Annotated in this window: 14 protein-coding genes and 1 other annotated feature; of the genes, 5 read left to right on the top strand and 9 right to left on the bottom strand. The window is 27.6% G+C overall.

Going from position 1 to position 16,873, the window contains the following annotated elements; all coding sequences use genetic code 11:
• Positions 1-239: 239 nt before the first annotated feature.
• The 6 genes from KGF42_RS01535 to KGF42_RS01510 form a co-directional block, all read right to left on the bottom strand.
• Positions 240-461 (bottom strand): hypothetical protein, encoded by a 222-nt coding sequence (locus KGF42_RS01535; RefSeq protein WP_227823013.1) that lies wholly within the window; start codon positions 459-461, stop codon positions 240-242.
• A gap of 409 nt (positions 462-870) precedes the next feature.
• Positions 871-2,148: a sensor histidine kinase gene (locus KGF42_RS01530; RefSeq protein ID WP_054274068.1), complete on the bottom strand. Its 1,278-nt coding sequence runs from the start codon at positions 2,146-2,148 to the stop codon at positions 871-873.
• Positions 2,132-2,800, bottom strand: a complete 669-nt coding sequence (locus KGF42_RS01525) for a response regulator transcription factor (protein WP_227823014.1) — start codon at positions 2,798-2,800, stop codon at positions 2,132-2,134. Before KGF42_RS01525 ends, KGF42_RS01530 begins: the two co-directional genes overlap by 17 nt.
• A gap of 159 nt (positions 2,801-2,959) precedes the next feature.
• Complete coding sequence (locus tag KGF42_RS01520) at positions 2,960-5,461, bottom strand: heavy metal translocating P-type ATPase (RefSeq protein ID WP_227823015.1); 2,502 nt, start codon at positions 5,459-5,461, stop codon at positions 2,960-2,962.
• A 290-nt stretch (positions 5,462-5,751) separates the two neighbouring features.
• Positions 5,752-5,943 (bottom strand): hypothetical protein, encoded by a 192-nt coding sequence (locus tag KGF42_RS01515; RefSeq protein WP_003424459.1) that lies wholly within the window; start codon positions 5,941-5,943, stop codon positions 5,752-5,754.
• Positions 5,944-6,090: 147 nt separating this feature from the next.
• On the bottom strand, positions 6,091-6,333 hold the full coding sequence (locus KGF42_RS01510) for a hypothetical protein (protein WP_227823016.1): 243 nt from the start codon (positions 6,331-6,333) through the stop codon (positions 6,091-6,093).
• 210 nt (positions 6,334-6,543) lie between these two features.
• Between KGF42_RS01510 and typA the strand changes: the two genes are divergently transcribed.
• Positions 6,544-8,367 (top strand): translational GTPase TypA, encoded by a 1,824-nt coding sequence (gene typA, locus KGF42_RS01505; RefSeq protein ID WP_054274070.1) that lies wholly within the window; start codon positions 6,544-6,546, stop codon positions 8,365-8,367.
• A 92-nt stretch (positions 8,368-8,459) separates the two neighbouring features.
• On the opposite strand, the gene trxB is transcribed toward typA, so the two are convergent.
• Positions 8,460-9,368 (bottom strand): thioredoxin-disulfide reductase, encoded by a 909-nt coding sequence (gene trxB / locus KGF42_RS01500; protein ID WP_227825587.1) that lies wholly within the window; start codon positions 9,366-9,368, stop codon positions 8,460-8,462.
• 127 nt (positions 9,369-9,495) lie between these two features.
• Positions 9,496-9,930 carry a GNAT family N-acetyltransferase gene (locus KGF42_RS01495; protein ID WP_227825586.1) on the bottom strand — a complete coding sequence of 145 codons (435 nt, stop codon included), beginning with the start codon at positions 9,928-9,930 and terminating at the stop codon, positions 9,496-9,498.
• Positions 9,931-10,793: 863 nt separating this feature from the next.
• Positions 10,794-11,025, top strand: a binding site (T-box leader).
• Between the two features lie 106 nt (positions 11,026-11,131).
• Between KGF42_RS01495 and thrC the strand changes: the two genes are divergently transcribed.
• From thrC to KGF42_RS01480, 3 genes are all read left to right on the top strand, one after another.
• The gene (thrC, locus tag KGF42_RS01490; RefSeq protein ID WP_227825585.1) at positions 11,132-12,613 is read left to right on the top strand and encodes a threonine synthase; all 1,482 of its coding nucleotides are present in this window, start codon (positions 11,132-11,134) and stop codon (positions 12,611-12,613) included.
• Between the two features lie 9 nt (positions 12,614-12,622).
• Complete coding sequence (thrB, locus tag KGF42_RS01485) at positions 12,623-13,516, top strand: homoserine kinase (RefSeq protein ID WP_227823021.1); 894 nt, start codon at positions 12,623-12,625, stop codon at positions 13,514-13,516.
• 127 nt (positions 13,517-13,643) lie between these two features.
• Positions 13,644-14,702 (top strand): nitronate monooxygenase family protein, encoded by a 1,059-nt coding sequence (locus KGF42_RS01480; RefSeq protein ID WP_308463840.1) that lies wholly within the window; start codon positions 13,644-13,646, stop codon positions 14,700-14,702.
• 152 nt (positions 14,703-14,854) lie between these two features.
• On the opposite strand, the gene KGF42_RS01475 is transcribed toward KGF42_RS01480, so the two are convergent.
• Complete coding sequence (locus KGF42_RS01475) at positions 14,855-15,367, bottom strand: flavin reductase family protein (protein WP_227823022.1); 513 nt, start codon at positions 15,365-15,367, stop codon at positions 14,855-14,857.
• 521 nt (positions 15,368-15,888) lie between these two features.
• Here KGF42_RS01475 and KGF42_RS01470 point away from each other — a divergent pair.
• Positions 15,889-16,824, top strand: a complete 936-nt coding sequence (locus KGF42_RS01470; protein ID WP_054274076.1) for a magnesium transporter CorA family protein — start codon at positions 15,889-15,891, stop codon at positions 16,822-16,824.
• The last annotated feature ends 49 nt before the right edge of the window (positions 16,825-16,873 follow it).

The following is a 16,873-nucleotide window of genomic DNA, read 5'->3' as shown; positions in this document are numbered from 1 at the left end:
TTACATATTTTATAGATTTACTATAAATATGAATTCTTATTCTATAAATACTCTTAAAAACTTAATTCTATATTATTCATTTTATTCTTGAGTTTAATAGTCAAAATTAATTTGAAATAGACTTTCTAAATATAATACAGTTATTTTTAGAAAGTCTATTTCCTTTAATGAGCCATTTAATAATATTACCTGTTTTTTATATACACTATTATAATAATATATTATTTACAAACCCAGTCTTATTTCATTTCATTTTTCATTTGCTTTTCTAATTCTTTAGAAAATTTCTTTTGTTCATATCTTTCCATCATCTCATCTTTTTTCATTTCTAAGTTTACCATAGCACCTTGTGCATCATCCTTTAAATCCTCAGCTGTATTTTTCATAACATACGCTGTCTTTTTAACACCATCTTTTAAATCTTCTTTCATATTTTTCATATCTCTTTTTAATCTGTCCATTAAAACTACCTCCTCTGTAAATATGATACTTCCTATATTTATTTTCCCCAAAGTATATATATTTATTTGCAATATCAATTATAATTTTTAAGTCATTAAATGTAATTTAAAACTATCTAAATATATAAATTTCAATAAATTAAATATTTTTTATTTCAAAATAAAAATAACACCAAACATAGATTATATGTTTAGTGTTATTTTTTAAATTCATAGTAACTTAATTGTTGGGTTACCATAATGATGACTTATATGGAGGATGTAAGGAAAATCTCATCATTATAGTTTGGTGTATTTTATGGTTTAAAACTTCTTTTATTTATATTTATATAATACATTTTTAGTATGAATTTTTTGTGATTTTAAAATGAACTATTATTGAAAATTATATATTATCTGTATAAATAAATCAATTTTTAAATTCGACTGTGAATACTACAGAGTTTTCTTTATTTTTTATACTATAATCAAATCCATGACTTTTAAAGATTTGACTTACTATATAAAGTCCAAGCCCACTTCCTCCAGTTTTTCTTGAACGAGATTTTTCTATTCTATAAAATGGATTAAATATCTCTTCTAAATAACGTTTCTCTATAGTTACACCAGTATTTTCAATTTCTAAAACTACTCTTTGATTATAAGTCTTTTTATTTACTCGTTTATTTTTATCATAAAGACTAATTATAAGCTCCGAGTCTTCAGGAGAATATTTTATGGCATTATTTATTATATTGTTAATTGCCTTAGTTATTCTCTCTTGGTCTGCTTTAATTTCTAGATTTTCTTCTATTTTTAAAACAGTTTTCATATGTTTTTCTTCTATTAAAAATACCTGTCTTTTTACAAGTCTATTTAATAGTTCGCTTATATTTATTGATACCAATTTCAAATCTTTTTCAAGTATTTCTGATTTTGAAACCTCTATCATTTCATTTACTAAATCTTTTAATTCTTGTGTACATTCATACGATTTTTTCAGATAAGTATCCCTATCCTTATACTTACCTACACTGTAAATCATACCTTCAATTTGACCACTTATTATTGTTATTGGAGTTTTTAGCTCATGTGATATTGTAGCAACAAAATCCTTTCTTCTATATTCCTGTTCTCTCTCACTCTCTATTATATTTATAAGAGGTTTCGTTATTACGATTGAATATATATATGCTCCAATAATAGCTATCAATATTGCTATTGATATGATGTATGGCATTAATTTTCTTATAACTTCATTTGCTTCATCAATTGGTTGTAGTGGCATAACGAGTTCTAAAGTATATGGCCCATCTTTTGCATCTTTGGTATATATAGGTATAGATGTTCTATACTCATCCTCAAGGCTATTAATCATGTACTTACTATATCTTAAAATAACTACTTCATTTTTACCATATACAATTTTACCTTGGCTATCTTTTAATAAAATAGCTAAATTTTGGTCTTTAGCCATATAATAAAGTCTTTCTTCTAAAGTATATGTATCAAAATGAATTGAACTATCTACTAAAGACTTTAAACTTTCTTGAAGAGATTCAATTTTATACTCATGATAATATGATGGCAATAAAAAATACAAAATTAGATATATTATTAAAGCTAATGCTATTAATAATGATGTTGTTATTGAAAATAACTTATACTTTATACTTAACTTTTCCCATTTATCAAATATCCTTCTCAAGTGTATATCCTATTCCTTTTACAGTTTTAATATATGGTAATAATATTTTTTTTCTTATATTTTTTATATGTGCATCAACAATCCTAGTATCTCCATAATAGTCATAACCCCATATACTATCCAAAAGACCTTCTCTAGTTATAACCTGCGGATACTTTTCTATCAAAGCTTTTAATATATTAAACTCTTTTAGTGTAAGTTCTATAGGTTCTCCATCTATCTCTGCGATATATGTGTTTAAATCTAATTTTAATTTTTCAAAAACTATAAATTTGTCATTTATGGTTTTATTGCTTCGCCTTAAAATTGCTTCTACTCTTTTTATAAGAAGATTAAATGAAAATGGTTTTGTTATATAGTCATCACATTCTAAATCAAACCCTTTAAGCTGGTCCCCTTCATCATTCAAAGCAGTCAAAAATATAATCGGAACACTTGATGACTTTCTTATCATTTTACAGACTCCATAACCATCTAGATTTGGCATCATTATATCTAATATTACTAAGTCATAACTTCCTTGCTTAAACTTTTGTATACCTTCCAGCCCATCATTTGCTGTATCAACTTGATAACCTTCTGCGCTTAGAAATTCTGATATTAATTCTTGTATATTAGAATCATCTTCAATTACAAGTATTGATGAGTTCATTCTATCAATCCTTTCTATTTTATTTAAAATTTTCTATATTATTTATATTTTATATTATTGTTATGAATTTTACATGAAAAAAGAGCTATCTTAATTTGTAAATTAATCCTTTTAATTTTAAAGATAGCTCTTTAGATACATTTTATTTAATTTATTAATCTAATCTCTCTTATATGCCTTGAAGTTTTTAAGTCTAAGTGCATTTGAAACAACTGAAACTGAGCTTAAACTCATGGCTGCTGCTGCAATCATTGGGTTTAATAGAGGCCCTCCAAATACATATAATAATCCTGCTGCTACAGGTATACCAATCGTATTATATCCAAATGCCCAGAATAGATTTTGTTTTATATTTTTTATAGTTTCATGACTAAGTTTAATTGCTGTTGGAACATCCATTAAGTCACTCTTCATAAGTACTATATCAGCAGACTCAATAGCCACATCTGTTCCACTTCCTATTGCTATTCCTATATCTGCTTTTGCAAGAGCTGGTGCATCATTTATTCCATCTCCTACCATTGCAACAAACTTCCCTTGATTTTGTAGTTTTTCAACTTCTTTGGACTTATCTTCTGGTAAAACCTCTGCTAAAACCATGTCTATACCTACTTGACTTGCTATAGCATTTGCAGTTTTTACATTATCTCCAGTTACCATTGCAACTTTTATTCCCATATCATGAAGAATTTCTATTGCTTTTTTACTACTTTCTTTAACTACATCTGCAACTGCAATTATTCCTGATAAATTTCCATCTACAGCTATATACATAGGTGTCTTACCCTGACTTGCCAGTACATTTGATTTTTCCTCTAAATCACCTAGTTTTATATTATTGTCATTCATAAGTTTTCTATTTCCAAGCAATATATTTTCATTATTAATAGTAACCTGTATACCAGCACCTGGTATAGCTTTAAAATTATCAACTTTCTCAAATTTTATATTCTTTTCTTCTCCATACTTAACTATTGCTTCTCCAAGAGGATGCTCTGAACCTTTTTCTGCACTTGAAGCAATCTTAATAAGATATTCTTCTTTAACATTATTATTTAATACTATATCTGTTACTTTTGGCTTTCCTTCTGTTATAGTACCTGTTTTATCAAATATTACTGTATTTACCTTATGAGCAGATTCTAGTGCCTCTCCACCTTTTATCAATATTCCATTTTCTGCTCCCTTTCCAGTTCCAACCATTATAGCAGTTGGTGTTGCTAATCCTAGTGCACAAGGACAAGCAATTACAAGTACTGATATAAATATAGTAAGTACAAATACTATATCTTTTCCTCCTATTAAAAACCACAATAATGATGCAACTACTGCTATTGCAATTACTATTGGTACAAAATATCCAGATACAGTATCTGCAAGTTTAGCAATAGGAGCTTTTGTACCTTGAGCATCTTCCACTAACTTTATTATCTGAGCAAGGGCTGTATCTCCACCAATTTTTTCAGCCTTAAATTTAATAACACCATTTTTATTTATACTAGCTCCTGTCACTTTACTTCCAACGTTCTTTTCTACTGGTATACTTTCACCAGTAAGCATTGATTCATCAACTGATGTATACCCTTCTATTACAACTCCATCTACAGGTATTTTAGTTCCTGGTTTTACTAATAGTATATCTCCTATCTCTACTTCTTCTATAGGAGTTTCTACTTCTTTACCATCAACTAACACTATTGCAGTTTTAGGTTGTAGTCCCATAAGTTTTTTAATTGCTTCTGATGTTTTTCCTTTTGATTTTGATTCTAAATATTTACCAAGTAAAATGAGTGCTATTATTATTCCTGCACTTTCATAATACAACTGATGATGGTGCATACCTTGAATTTGTCCATTTGCTATTTGTATTGTTGTGTATAAGCTATATAAAAATGCTGCTAATGTACCTATTGCAACTAAAGAATCCATATTCGGACTTAAAGAAAAAAGTGCTTTAAATCCATTTATATAGAATTTATAACCAGCTATCATTACTGGTATTACTAATATTAATTGAATTAATGCATAATTAAAAGTATTTGTCATAGGATTTATAATTTCTGGCAAAGGCCATGGCCCTATAGGTTTTATTATCATAGGTCCCATTGCTATATAAAACAAAGGTACTGCAAACACTATTGCAACTATAAATTTAACAAATAAAGACTTCATCTCTTTTTCTTTTCTTAATTTATCTTCATCCACATCAATTTTATTTTTTATATCTTCTATTGGTTTATACCCAGCTTTTTCAATAGCTCCTTTTATTTGAGATAATTTCACTTTTGATGGGTCATAGTCTATATTAGCTTTATCTGTTGCAATATTTACACTAATACTTTCTACTCCATCCAATTTTTTTACCACTCTCTCTACAGCTTTTGCACAAGCTGCACATGTCATTCCATCAATTTTCAAATCAATTTTTTTATTACTTTCTTCCTTTATAATTCCATACCCTGCTTTTTCTACAACTTGCTTTATATCATCAAAACTAACTTTAGAATTATCATATTCTATCTTAAGTTTTTCAGTAGCTATATTTACACTTTGGTCATATACTCCATCCATTTTCTTAGTTACTCTTTCTACTGCCTTAGCACAAGCTGCACATGTCATCCCTGTAATTTTATAATTTTCTACCACTTTATTTGAACTCATAATTAAACCTTCCTTTCTTTCAATATATTTTCAACCAATTTGTAATTTTTTACTTTGTTATGTAATATTGATAAATTATTTATTTAGAAATCTATATTTCTATTATACCCCCTATAGGTATAGTTAATCAATATTTTTTTAATAAATAAATTTATTAGTTATATTTATTTGTATTTACTAGAAAAGTATACTCATAATTAAATATATAAATAAAAATAGAGCATATAAATTGTTTAATACTCATACAATTTACATACTCTATTTATTATAACTTATATTTTATTTATAATTTATTCTTTACATGCTTCAAAAAATTCTGCTTCTGTTTCTTTTATTTCAAGCTCATTGTCTATTATTCCAACAGCTTCTTTTTTAAATGCTCTACATTGACCAATACAGCCAGTCTTTACATTTTCTTCTCCAACTAAAGTTTTTAACTTATTTACATCCACATTTGAACAGTTTGGACATACTCTTATCATATTTAAGTTCCTCCTAATTAATGTCTAGTTAATATCTTTATACCCAAATATAAACTTTATAAAAGTTTTTTTGTTATAAATTATTACCATTTATTATATTTTTATCCTATTTTCAATATTGCATATACACTGTGTACATTATCAATATTACATGTATGGTGGTATCTGTTGTTTTCTCGCTATTTCTAATTCCTTAATTTCTAAAGACTTAATCACATTTACTTTATAGTTTTCTTTAGACTTTATATATAAAACATCTTCTGTCTTTTTACCTTCAATAAATTTATAAGACCAGTTAAGAAGTTCATCAAAGTTATCAACTTCTTCTTTTACGAAAATGTCACTTTCACTTGAAAAGTATTTAATTATTATTTTAGTTACTTCCAACATATATCACCCTTTGCTTTTCTATTGATACTTTCATCTATAAGGTTATTATTTGTATTAAAAAAAATTTTAAACAGAATAAATTTTACATATAAAACTAACATTTTTATCCAATTTAAACTAGATTAATACATTTTAATATATTCCTCCTTGTACCTAATAATATATTGTGCTATAATTAATAAGTTATTTTAATCGAAGGGAGCAACAAAAATGTCACAAAAACATAAAATTATAAATATCGCAGTTATAGCCCACGTTGATGCTGGAAAATCAACATTGGTTGATGCTTTCCTTTCTCAAAGTGGTGTTTTTAGAAAGAACGAAGTAGTTAAAGACTGCGTTATGGACAGTAACGACCTTGAAAAAGAAAGAGGCATAACTATATATTCAAAAAACTGTGCAATAAATTATGGAGATTACAAAATAAATATAGTTGATACTCCAGGACACAGCGACTTTTCATCTGAAGTTGAACGTGTTATGAAAACTGTTGACACAGTTATTTTATTAGTTGATGCTAGTGAAGGCCCAATGCCTCAGACTAGATTCGTATTACAAAAATCTTTAGAGTTCGGTTTAAAACCAATATTATTCATAAACAAGATTGATAAAAAAGACCAGAGAGCGGAAGAAGTAGTTAATGAAGTTTTCGATTTATTTGTAGACTTAAACGCAACAGATGAACAATGTGAATTCCCTATAATATATGGTATTGCTAAACAAGGTATAGCTAAACTTGAAATGGATGATGATAGCGAAGACCTTTCTCCTCTATTCAAAACTATTGTAAATCATGTTGAAGCTTATCCTAATTACGATAATGAACCTCTACAGTTTCAAATATCAGCTCTTGCGTATGATGACTATGTAGGTAGACTTGGTATAGGTAGAATTTACAAAGGTACTCTTAAAAACAATACACAAGTTGCTATATGCAGAGAAGGTTCTGTTGTATCTAAAGGAAAAGTATCAAAACTTTCTGTATATGAAGGTCTAAAACAAGTTGAAGTTGATGAAGCTACTAGTGGAGAAATAGTTGTTATAGCTGGTATTCCTGATATATCTATAGGAGAAACTATATGTAATTTAGATAATCCACTACCTATGGAGATGATAAAAATAGAGGAGCCTACTCTTTCTATGAACTTCTTAGTAAATGACTCTCCATTTGTTGGAAAAAGTGGAAAATTCGTTACAACTAGACACTTAAAAGACAGACTTGAAAAAGAACTTGAAGTAAATGTTGGTCTTAAAGTTGAGCCTCTTGATACTACTGATGGATACAAAGTTTCTGGACGTGGAGAACTTCATTTATCTATACTACTTGAAAATATGAGACGTGAAGGTTATGAAGTTGGTGTTTCTAAGCCTGAAGTTTTAATGCATAAAGAAGATGGAAAACTAATGGAGCCAGTAGAAAGAGTTGTTGTAAACTGTCCTGAAGTTTATTCTGGTACTATTATAAATGAATTGAACATGAGAAAAGGTATGATGGAATCCATGTCAATAGAAGGAGACTATGTAAAAATAGAATTCTTGGCACCTACTCGTGGTCTTTTAGGATATAGAAGTGAATTTATAAATGCTACTCGTGGAGAAGGTACTTTAGTTCGTTCATTTGAAAAATTTGAAGAATTCAAAGGAGAAATACCTTCAAGAGGAAATGGGGTTCTAATAGCACAAGGACCTGGAGTTACTATGGGATATTCTCTTAATGCTTTAAGTGATAGAGCTGTAATGTTTGTAGACCCTGGTGTAGAAGTTTATGAAGGTATGATAATTGGTATGAATTCTAGAAAAGACGATATGGTAGTTAATCCTTGTAAAAACAAGAAAATGAGTAACGTACGTGCTTCTGGTTCAGATGATGCTATAAAATTATCTCCTCCTAGAATATTTACGCTTGAAGAAGCTCTAGAATTTATAGAAGATGATGAATTAGTTGAAATTACACCTGATTCTATAAGACTTAGAAAAAGATTTTTAAATGAACATGATAGATTGAGATATAACAAATCTAGACAAGGTAAATAAAGCATATATTTATATATAGTTACTAAAACAGCCATATAATGCTGAAAGATGTATTTCAGTTTATATGGCTGTTTTTATTTAAAAGTTATTATTTATTCAACATTTATATAATTAGCTGCTTGAACGGCTGCAATAGCTCCATCTGATGCTGCTGTTATTATTTGACGTAAAAGCTTAGTTCTACTATCTCCTGCTACATATACACCTTCTACTGATGTTGTACAAGACTCATCTGAAATTATATATCCACCTTCATCCAAATCAAGAACATTTTCAAACATTTTATTATTAGGTTTAAGACCTATCGCAATAAAAATGCCACTCACATCTATAGTTCTTTTTTCTTCAGTCTTTAAATTTTTTACTTCGATTTTTGATACAGTCTTTTCTCCTTCTATTTTTTCTACAGCATGACTGTAAAGTATCTCAATATTTTTTCTTGCCTTCACAGATTTCTCCAATACTTCTTCACCTCTAAAACTATCTCTTCTGTGAATTAAATACACTTTTGTACAATTATTGGCTAAAAATAAAGCATCTTCTAGTGCAGTATTACCACCACCTACTATAGCTACTTCTTTGTCTTTAAAAAATGCTCCATCACATGTGGCACAATAAGATACTCCCCTACCTGTAAATTCTTGTTCTCCTACACAACCTAATTTACGTCTTTCAACTCCATTTGCAAGAATAACAGCCTTTGCTTTATGTTCTCCTGAAGAAGTCTTTACAACTTTTACTTTTCCCTCTAGATTTATCTCTTCAACCTCATCAAACTGAATATCAACACCTTGAGCAACTGCTTGATTATATATATTATTAGAAAATTCTACCCCAGAAATCTTTTGAACTGCTGGATAATTTTCTACCTCAGATGTACTTGCAACTTGACCTCCATAAATATTTTTTTCAAATACTGTAACGCTTAGTCCTGCTCTCATAGCATAAATTGCTGAAGTTAAACCTGCTGGTCCAGCACCAATTACAATGATATCTACCATAACGTTTACCTCTCTTTATATTATTATTTCTTATATATTATTCTCTTTATTCTTATACTTTACTATTATTATCCATATATACTATAAACAAAACATTATTTTTTATTAGTGGACAAAAAGTATTAATTTAAGAGTTAATACCCATTTTTTCCAACAATCCCCAAGAATTTTGATTATCTAGGTCACAATTAGCATAAATTCTATGGATTCCGCTCTGAAATGATAATTCAATTAATTTTTCACAACTTTCCTTCGTGTATCCCTTTTTCCAATAGTTTTTATTAAAAACAAATCCAATTTCCAATGAATTAAAATCCCTTTTTCCAAGATATACATTACCAATCATTTTATTAGTAGATTTCAGTTCAACTGCTATCATTTCATCAGTTGAAATTCTCCACTCCAAATTATCTTTAACCTCTTCAATTGTCATAGGTTTATATGGTTCAAATTCTAGAACTTCAGGATTTGACAAGTATTCAAACAAATCCTGTAAATCACTTTCTATATATCTTCTCAAAATCAATCTGTCAGTTTCTGCCATCATCACTTTACTATCCATAACCCTTCTCCTTCAAACTTTGATTTTTTACTAAGTATTCTTCAACTTACTATATGCAATACACAATATTTTCTTAAACCTAATATTTAAACGTCTATCAGGCAAATGTGAACATATAATTATAAAAATTTTAATAAACCTTTATTTCAATATAAGCATTATTTTTTATTAGTTAATTTTATTTTACATATATATAAAAAAACTGTAAATAAAAATTAACTTTTATTTACAGTTCTCACTTATTTATATAATTTAAAACCTTATTGGTTATCATTTACAGTGTCTTCTAATATATTGTTCTCTGATATATATGATAGAACTGAAAGTCCATACATAACCAAAACTAATGCTGCTGTTATAAGTACTATTCCCATATTTAATACCTCCTTTTATTTACAGTATACTATTATTATGTGAAATACTTATGAATTTAATTTGAACATATCTGTAATTTTACATTAACAATTTCTTCAAATTAAATATTATTAATTATATACTTTTGTTAAATCAATTATGATTAATAGTTTAAATATTAACACTATTTGCTTATGTTTATATGATATACCATATAATTACATTTTTCAAATTAAAGTTTTGTAAACTTTTTTTGTAATATAGTGTAGTATAAAATTGTAATATTACAGATATGTAACAGTTCTCTTCTTATTACTTTGATTAAAAACAGCTTCATAATTATGAAATTTCAAATTTTTAAGAATTAAAAAGGTTAAAAAAATATTTTTCTAAAACTCAATTTGATTACAATTTTTTTACAATTTAAAAAATATTTTTTCCATATTTTTATATTAATACTTGACTTTGTCTGTTTTATAATCTAGAATAATTAATAATATTAAGAATATTGAAAAGCATTGATTAGGAAGAGTAAATCTGAGTCGGTTACCAGAGAAGGAAACTACTAGCTGAAATGTTTCCCTAACTAGAAAGATTGAAAACTACCTAGGAGCTTCTATCTGAAGTTATCTTATTGATTTTAGTAGGAATAGACGTTTTTATTACTTGCGTTAAAGTATCAAGTGGATTTTTTTAAATCAATTTGGGTGGAACCGCGGGAAACAGATTCTCGTCCCTTTTCTAGGGATGAGGGTCTTTTTTTATTACCTAAATTCAGTTTTTAAAATATTTTGTATCTAACTCAATTAGCTAATTAAAAATTTCAAATATATGGAGGATTATAAAAATGTATTATTCAAGTACAAGAAGCACCGAAGAAAAAGTAACTGCATCACAAGCAATAATAAAAGGAATTTCAAATGATGGTGGTCTTTATGTCCCAAGTAAATTTCCAAATGTAAAAAATGAACTTATAAATTTAGTAAATTTAACGTATTCTCAGATAGCATTTTTTGTACTTAGTAAATTTTTATGTGATTTTACTGAGGATGAAATTAAAGATTGTATAGAAAATGCATATGATGAAAAGTTTGATTGCAGTAGTATAGCTCCATTGAATAAGGTAGATGATACTTATTTTCTAGAATTATACCATGGACCAACTTTAGCGTTTAAAGATATGGCACTTACTATAATGCCTCATCTTCTTAAAACATCTATCAAGAAAGATAATTTAGATAAAGATGTTGTGATTCTTACTGCTACATCTGGAGATACAGGAAAGGCTGCACTTGAGGGGTTTAAAGATATAGATAAAATAAAGATAATTGTATTCTTCCCAGAAGATGGTGTAAGTCCAGTACAAAAACTTCAAATGAAAACTCAAACTGGAAAAAATACATATGTAGTTGGTATAAAAGGAAATTTTGATGATGCACAATCTGGTGTAAAGAAAATTTTCTCTGATAAAGAATTTAATCAAAAATTATTGGATAATAATTATATATTATCTTCTGCAAATTCAATTAATATAGGAAGACTTCTTCCACAAGTTGCATACTATTTTTATTCATATATGAAATTAGTTGATAATGGTGAGATACAGTTAAATGATGAAATAAATTTTGTTGTCCCAACTGGTAATTTTGGTAATATTCTAGCTGGATATTATGCTAAAAAAATGGGTCTTCCAATAAACAAATTGATATGTGCATCAAATGATAACAATGTTCTTTATGATTTTTTTAAAACTGGTGTATATGATAAAAATAGAACATTGAAACTAACAACTTCTCCTTCTATGGATATATTAATCTCTAGTAATTTAGAACGATTACTGTTTGAAATATCAAATAGAAATACTGCTATTGTAAACAGACTACTATCAGACCTTAATGATAAGGGCGTTTACAAAATAAATGAGGATATGGAAAAAAATTTAGTTTCATTCTATGGAGAATATTCAAATGAAGAAGAAGTTAAAAACACAATAAATAATGTATTTAAAAATTATAATTATTTAATAGATACTCATACTGCTGTTGCATACAATTGTTATGAAAAATATAAAAAAGAAACTTGTGATAACACAAAAACTGTTATTGTAAGTACTGCAAGTCCATTCAAGTTTTCTGAAGATGTTCTAAAGTCTATAGATTGTAATTTTGAAAACCTTGATGACTTTGCTATAATTGATAGATTATCAAGTATTTCTAAAATAGATATACCAAAACCTATTAAAAATCTTAAAAATGCAGAAATACTACATAAAGATATTTGTGAAAAAGATGAATTAAAACTAGCTATAAAAAAATTCTTAAAGGTATAGGTGATTATTATGTTAGAGATTATAGTTCCTGCAACAAGTGCTAATATAGGTCCAGGATTTGATTGTCTTGGAATTGCATTAAATATATACAATAAATTTTATGTTGAAGAAATTGAAAGAGGTCTTGAAATAGAAGGCTGTGAAGATGATTACAAAACTGAAAATAATTTAGTTTATACATCTATGAAGTACTTTTTTGATAGAGTTAAACCAGACAAAATACCTACTGGTATCAAAATAAAATTTCAAAGTGAAATACCTATTTGTAGAGGTCTTGGCAGTAGTGCATCTTGTATAGTGGCTGGTGTTATAGCTGCAAATGCTCTATCAGATGCTAATTTAGATAAATGTCAATTACTAAATATAGCTTCAGAAATAGAAGGTCATCCAGATAATGTTGCTCCTGCTATTTTAGGAAATATGATTGTATCTGTTACTGATAATGAAAATATACACTACGATATTATAGAAATTCCTAATGAACTTAAATTTTGTGCAATGATACCTAATTTTAAACTATCAACTGAAAAAGCTAGAGGTGTTTTACCAAAGGAAATACCATATTCTAATGGTGTATTCAATGTCAGCAGAGTTGCTTTACTGGTATCTGCTCTACTGAACAAAAACTTTGACCTTCTTAAAGTAGCTTGTCAAGATAAATTGCACCAAGATTATAGAGGAACTTTAATTGAAAATTACAGTGATATTGTTAAAAAATCTGAGCAATTAAATAGTATTGGAGTATTTTTAAGTGGAGCTGGACCTACTATAATGTCTTTAATAAAAGAAAATGATGATAATTTTATAGATAATATGAAAGCTTATCTATCAAAATTAAAATCTGATTGGGAAATAAAAGAGTTATGTTGTGATTCTAATGGAGCCGTTTTAAATATCATATAATTATCGTCTCATATAATAAAATATAACTACTCTTTTATTATAATTTGTAGTATAATAATTAGGACTAGGTAATAATATTAAGTATTATAATCTAGTTCTTTAAACATGTTTACATTGAGGAGGGATTATCATAAAAGAGTTAATAATTAGAGATTTAGTTGCAAAAGTTCCTATAATTCAAGGTGGAATGGGCGTTGGTATATCTAGATCATCACTAGCTGGTGCAGTTGCTAAGCTTGGTGGTATTGGTGTGATTTCTGGTGTTCAAATTGGATATGACGAGGAAGATTTTGAAACTAACACTATAAATGCAAATTTAAGAGCTATAAAAAAACATATTTCCAAAGCTAAAGAAATCTCAAATGGTGGTATTATTGGTATTAATTTTATGGTAGCTATGAAAGAATACGAAACATATGTAAAAGAAGCTGTTAAGGCTGGTGTAGACCTTATAATATCTGGAGCTGGATTGCCTAACAAGTTACCATCATTGGTAAAAGGAAGTAATGTGAAAATAGCACCTATAGTTTCAACTGCAAAAGCTGCTAGTGTAATTTTAAAAATGTGGGATAGAAAAGAGAAAACTACTGCTGACTTAATAGTTGTCGAAGGTCCAAAAGCTGGTGGTCACCTTGGATACTCTAATGAGGAACTTGATAACATAGATTCTATAGACTATGATAAGGAATTTGTTGAAATTTTAAAAGTTGCAAATACTTATGGAGAAAAATTTGGCAGAAACATTCCAGTTGTTGCTGCTGGTGGTATAACTTCTAGTAGTGATGTTAAGAAGTATATAGACATGGGAGCAAGTGGTGTACAAGTTGGTACAAGATTTGTTGCTACTTATGAATGTGATGCACATGAGAACTTTAAAATGGCATACATAAATGCCAGTGAAGAAGATGTCCATATAGTTAAAAGCCCTGTAGGTCTTCCTGGACGTGCTATAAGAAACAAATTTATAGAAGAAGTTAAGATAAATCGTCCAGAAATAAAGAAATGCTATAATTGTTTGATTCCTTGCAATCCAAAAAAGACACCTTACTGTATTTCTCAAGCTCTAATCAATGCAGTTAAAGGTGATGTTGAAAATTCACTTTTATTTTGTGGAAATGACGCCTATAAGATTGATAAATTAAGCACTGTTGAAGATGTTATCAATGAATTAATTTCTGAATTATAATTTAAAGAAATATAAACTAAAATTTTATCAAGCTAAGGAATTTAAATATGTTATTGATTAATCCTTATTAACATATTTACTTCCTTAGCTTTTTTGTGTTAATCTCTTTTTATAGATGTTTTATTCAATAAAATGTAATATTGGTCTTATATCTAATCTTCTTTTACAAGTACATTAGTTATTTCAGCTATATATAAAGTGTGGTAATCTTTTTGTGGATACCATCTTCCATCTATACCCTCAGCAATAAAGCATTGAGGTTCCAGTTTCTGGCTATACATTTTTTTGCATATAATTGCCATATTAGCTTCTTTAAAGTAAGGTGTATTATTTAAGTGCTCTATATTAAATCCAATCTGTGATATCTTATCTTCTTCTCTACCAGATACTTTCCCACAGTATGAAAGCTCTTTACGGAAATCTTCATCAAAAAAAGTGAGAGAAAATTTATCTGTATTATCTATAAATTCCTTAGTATAACGTTGTGGTCTTATTACTACAAAAACAACATCTTTTCCCCACATAACCCCAAGACCACCCCAGCTAGCAGTCATTGTATTTACTTTTCCTTCATTTTCTGCTGTTATAAGTGTCCAATCTTTACCTATCAATCCAAATGGATTGTTTTTAATCTCTTCTGCCATAATTTCTTTAAATTCACTCATATCTCTGATTAACCTCTCATTCTCTTATATTTATAAGACTTTTATTCTCGTTATAAATTATAAATAAAATTTATTTTCGAAAATAAAATTCCTTTTATTAAATATATTATTGTAAACAAGTAAATATATAGATACACATTTATTTTTTTAATATATTTAATATTTTCACTCAGAATATATATATTCTTTATTTAAATTAAATATAACTGCTATGTTTTGCATGTAAATTATGGCAAAAATATTATTCAATCAAATCAAAACTTGATTTATATACTTGGAAAAGGTATTATATTAAAGAGTGCTTAAAATATGCATTTCGTAAATAGGTATATAAAATAATAAACAAGGAGAGTGATGGGCAATGGATACTAGTCCGTTGCGGAGAGAATTTTTTACATTTTCATCACTTAATAATATCTAAAATCAAAACTAATACATATATTCAGTTATATAAATTAGTTAATTAATAGATACTATTAAATGATGAGATTTATATAAAACTGAATAAAGGATGTGTTGCCATGATAAGATACTACAAAACTATAGATTCAAAATTAGAGAAACTTAGTTTTTTTGAAGATGGCTGTTGGATAAATCTTGTTGAACCTAATCATAGTGAAATCAACGAAATTTCTAATTTATTAAATATAGATGTAGAAAGCATAGAATCTGCACTAGATGAAGAAGAGCGCTCAAGAATAGATGTTGAAGACAATCATACTCTTATACTTATAGATATACCAGTAGACGAAAGTGACTCTAATTCTTCTCATTATACTACAATACCTTTGGGTATTATACTAACTAAAGAAGCTATTGTAACAGTTTGCAATGCACAAACTAAAATTTTAAATGACTTTATAGTTGGTCATATTAAAGATTTTTTTACATTTAAAAAGACTCGCTTTTTACTTCAAATTCTTCACAAAAATGCAGCTTATTACTTGCATTACTTAAGAAAAATAAATAAAATGACAATCATAATAGAGCGAGAAATTTACAAATCAATGAAAAACAAAGAATTAGTTCAATTATTGGAATTAGAAAAGTCTTTGGTATACTTCTCTACTTCACTAAAATCTAATGAACTTGTTTTAAACAAAATGGTTAGAACTGCTGGTATAAAGAAATATCCAGATGATGAAGACCTATTAGAAGATGTTATAGTCGAAAATAGACAGGCTCTTGATATGGCCAAAATATATGGAGATATATTGAGTAGAATTATGGATGCTTTCAGCGCAATTATAAGTAATAATCAAAATAATGTTATGCAAATTTTGACAGTAGTTACACTAATTTTCTCAATACCTACAATAATATCAGGATTCTTTGGTATGAACGTTGTTAACATGCCATTTTCCAATAACCCAAATGGATTTTGGATAATACTTCTTATTACTTCTATAATATGTATAGTGATTACATTTTTCATGTCAAGAAACAAGCTATTATAAAATATTAATAAAAAAGCCATTAGAATTAATTGATTTTCATTTATTCTAA

It is taken from the genome of Clostridioides sp. ZZV15-6383 (genome assembly GCF_020657735.1).
In the GTDB taxonomy this organism is placed as follows: domain Bacteria; phylum Bacillota; class Clostridia; order Peptostreptococcales; family Peptostreptococcaceae; genus Clostridioides; species Clostridioides difficile_D.
The sequence above is the reverse complement of the archived record's forward strand: the minus strand, read 5'-3'. Positions and strand labels throughout refer to the sequence as shown.

Excerpts from the sequence above, each read along its gene's own strand:
- KGF42_RS01535 (WP_227823013.1), bottom strand. The coding sequence starts at position 461 with ATGGACAGATTAAAAAGAGATATGAAAAATATGAAAGAAGATTTAAAA.
- typA (WP_054274070.1), top strand. The coding sequence starts at position 6,544 with ATGTCACAAAAACATAAAATTATAAATATCGCAGTTATAGCCCACGTT.
- thrB (WP_227823021.1), top strand. The coding sequence starts at position 12,623 with ATGTTAGAGATTATAGTTCCTGCAACAAGTGCTAATATAGGTCCAGGA.
- KGF42_RS01475 (WP_227823022.1), bottom strand. The coding sequence starts at position 15,367 with ATGAGTGAATTTAAAGAAATTATGGCAGAAGAGATTAAAAACAATCCA.
- KGF42_RS01515 (WP_003424459.1), bottom strand. The coding sequence starts at position 5,943 with ATGATAAGAGTATGTCCAAACTGTTCAAATGTGGATGTAAATAAGTTA.
- KGF42_RS01525 (WP_227823014.1), bottom strand. The coding sequence starts at position 2,800 with ATGAACTCATCAATACTTGTAATTGAAGATGATTCTAATATACAAGAA.
- KGF42_RS01470 (WP_054274076.1), top strand. The coding sequence starts at position 15,889 with ATGATAAGATACTACAAAACTATAGATTCAAAATTAGAGAAACTTAGT.
- KGF42_RS01510 (WP_227823016.1), bottom strand. The coding sequence starts at position 6,333 with ATGTTGGAAGTAACTAAAATAATAATTAAATACTTTTCAAGTGAAAGT.
- trxB (WP_227825587.1), bottom strand. The coding sequence starts at position 9,368 with ATGGTAGATATCATTGTAATTGGTGCTGGACCAGCAGGTTTAACTTCA.
- KGF42_RS01520 (WP_227823015.1), bottom strand. The coding sequence starts at position 5,461 with ATGAGTTCAAATAAAGTGGTAGAAAATTATAAAATTACAGGGATGACA.
- KGF42_RS01495 (WP_227825586.1), bottom strand. The coding sequence starts at position 9,930 with ATGGATAGTAAAGTGATGATGGCAGAAACTGACAGATTGATTTTGAGA.
- thrC (WP_227825585.1), top strand. The coding sequence starts at position 11,132 with ATGTATTATTCAAGTACAAGAAGCACCGAAGAAAAAGTAACTGCATCA.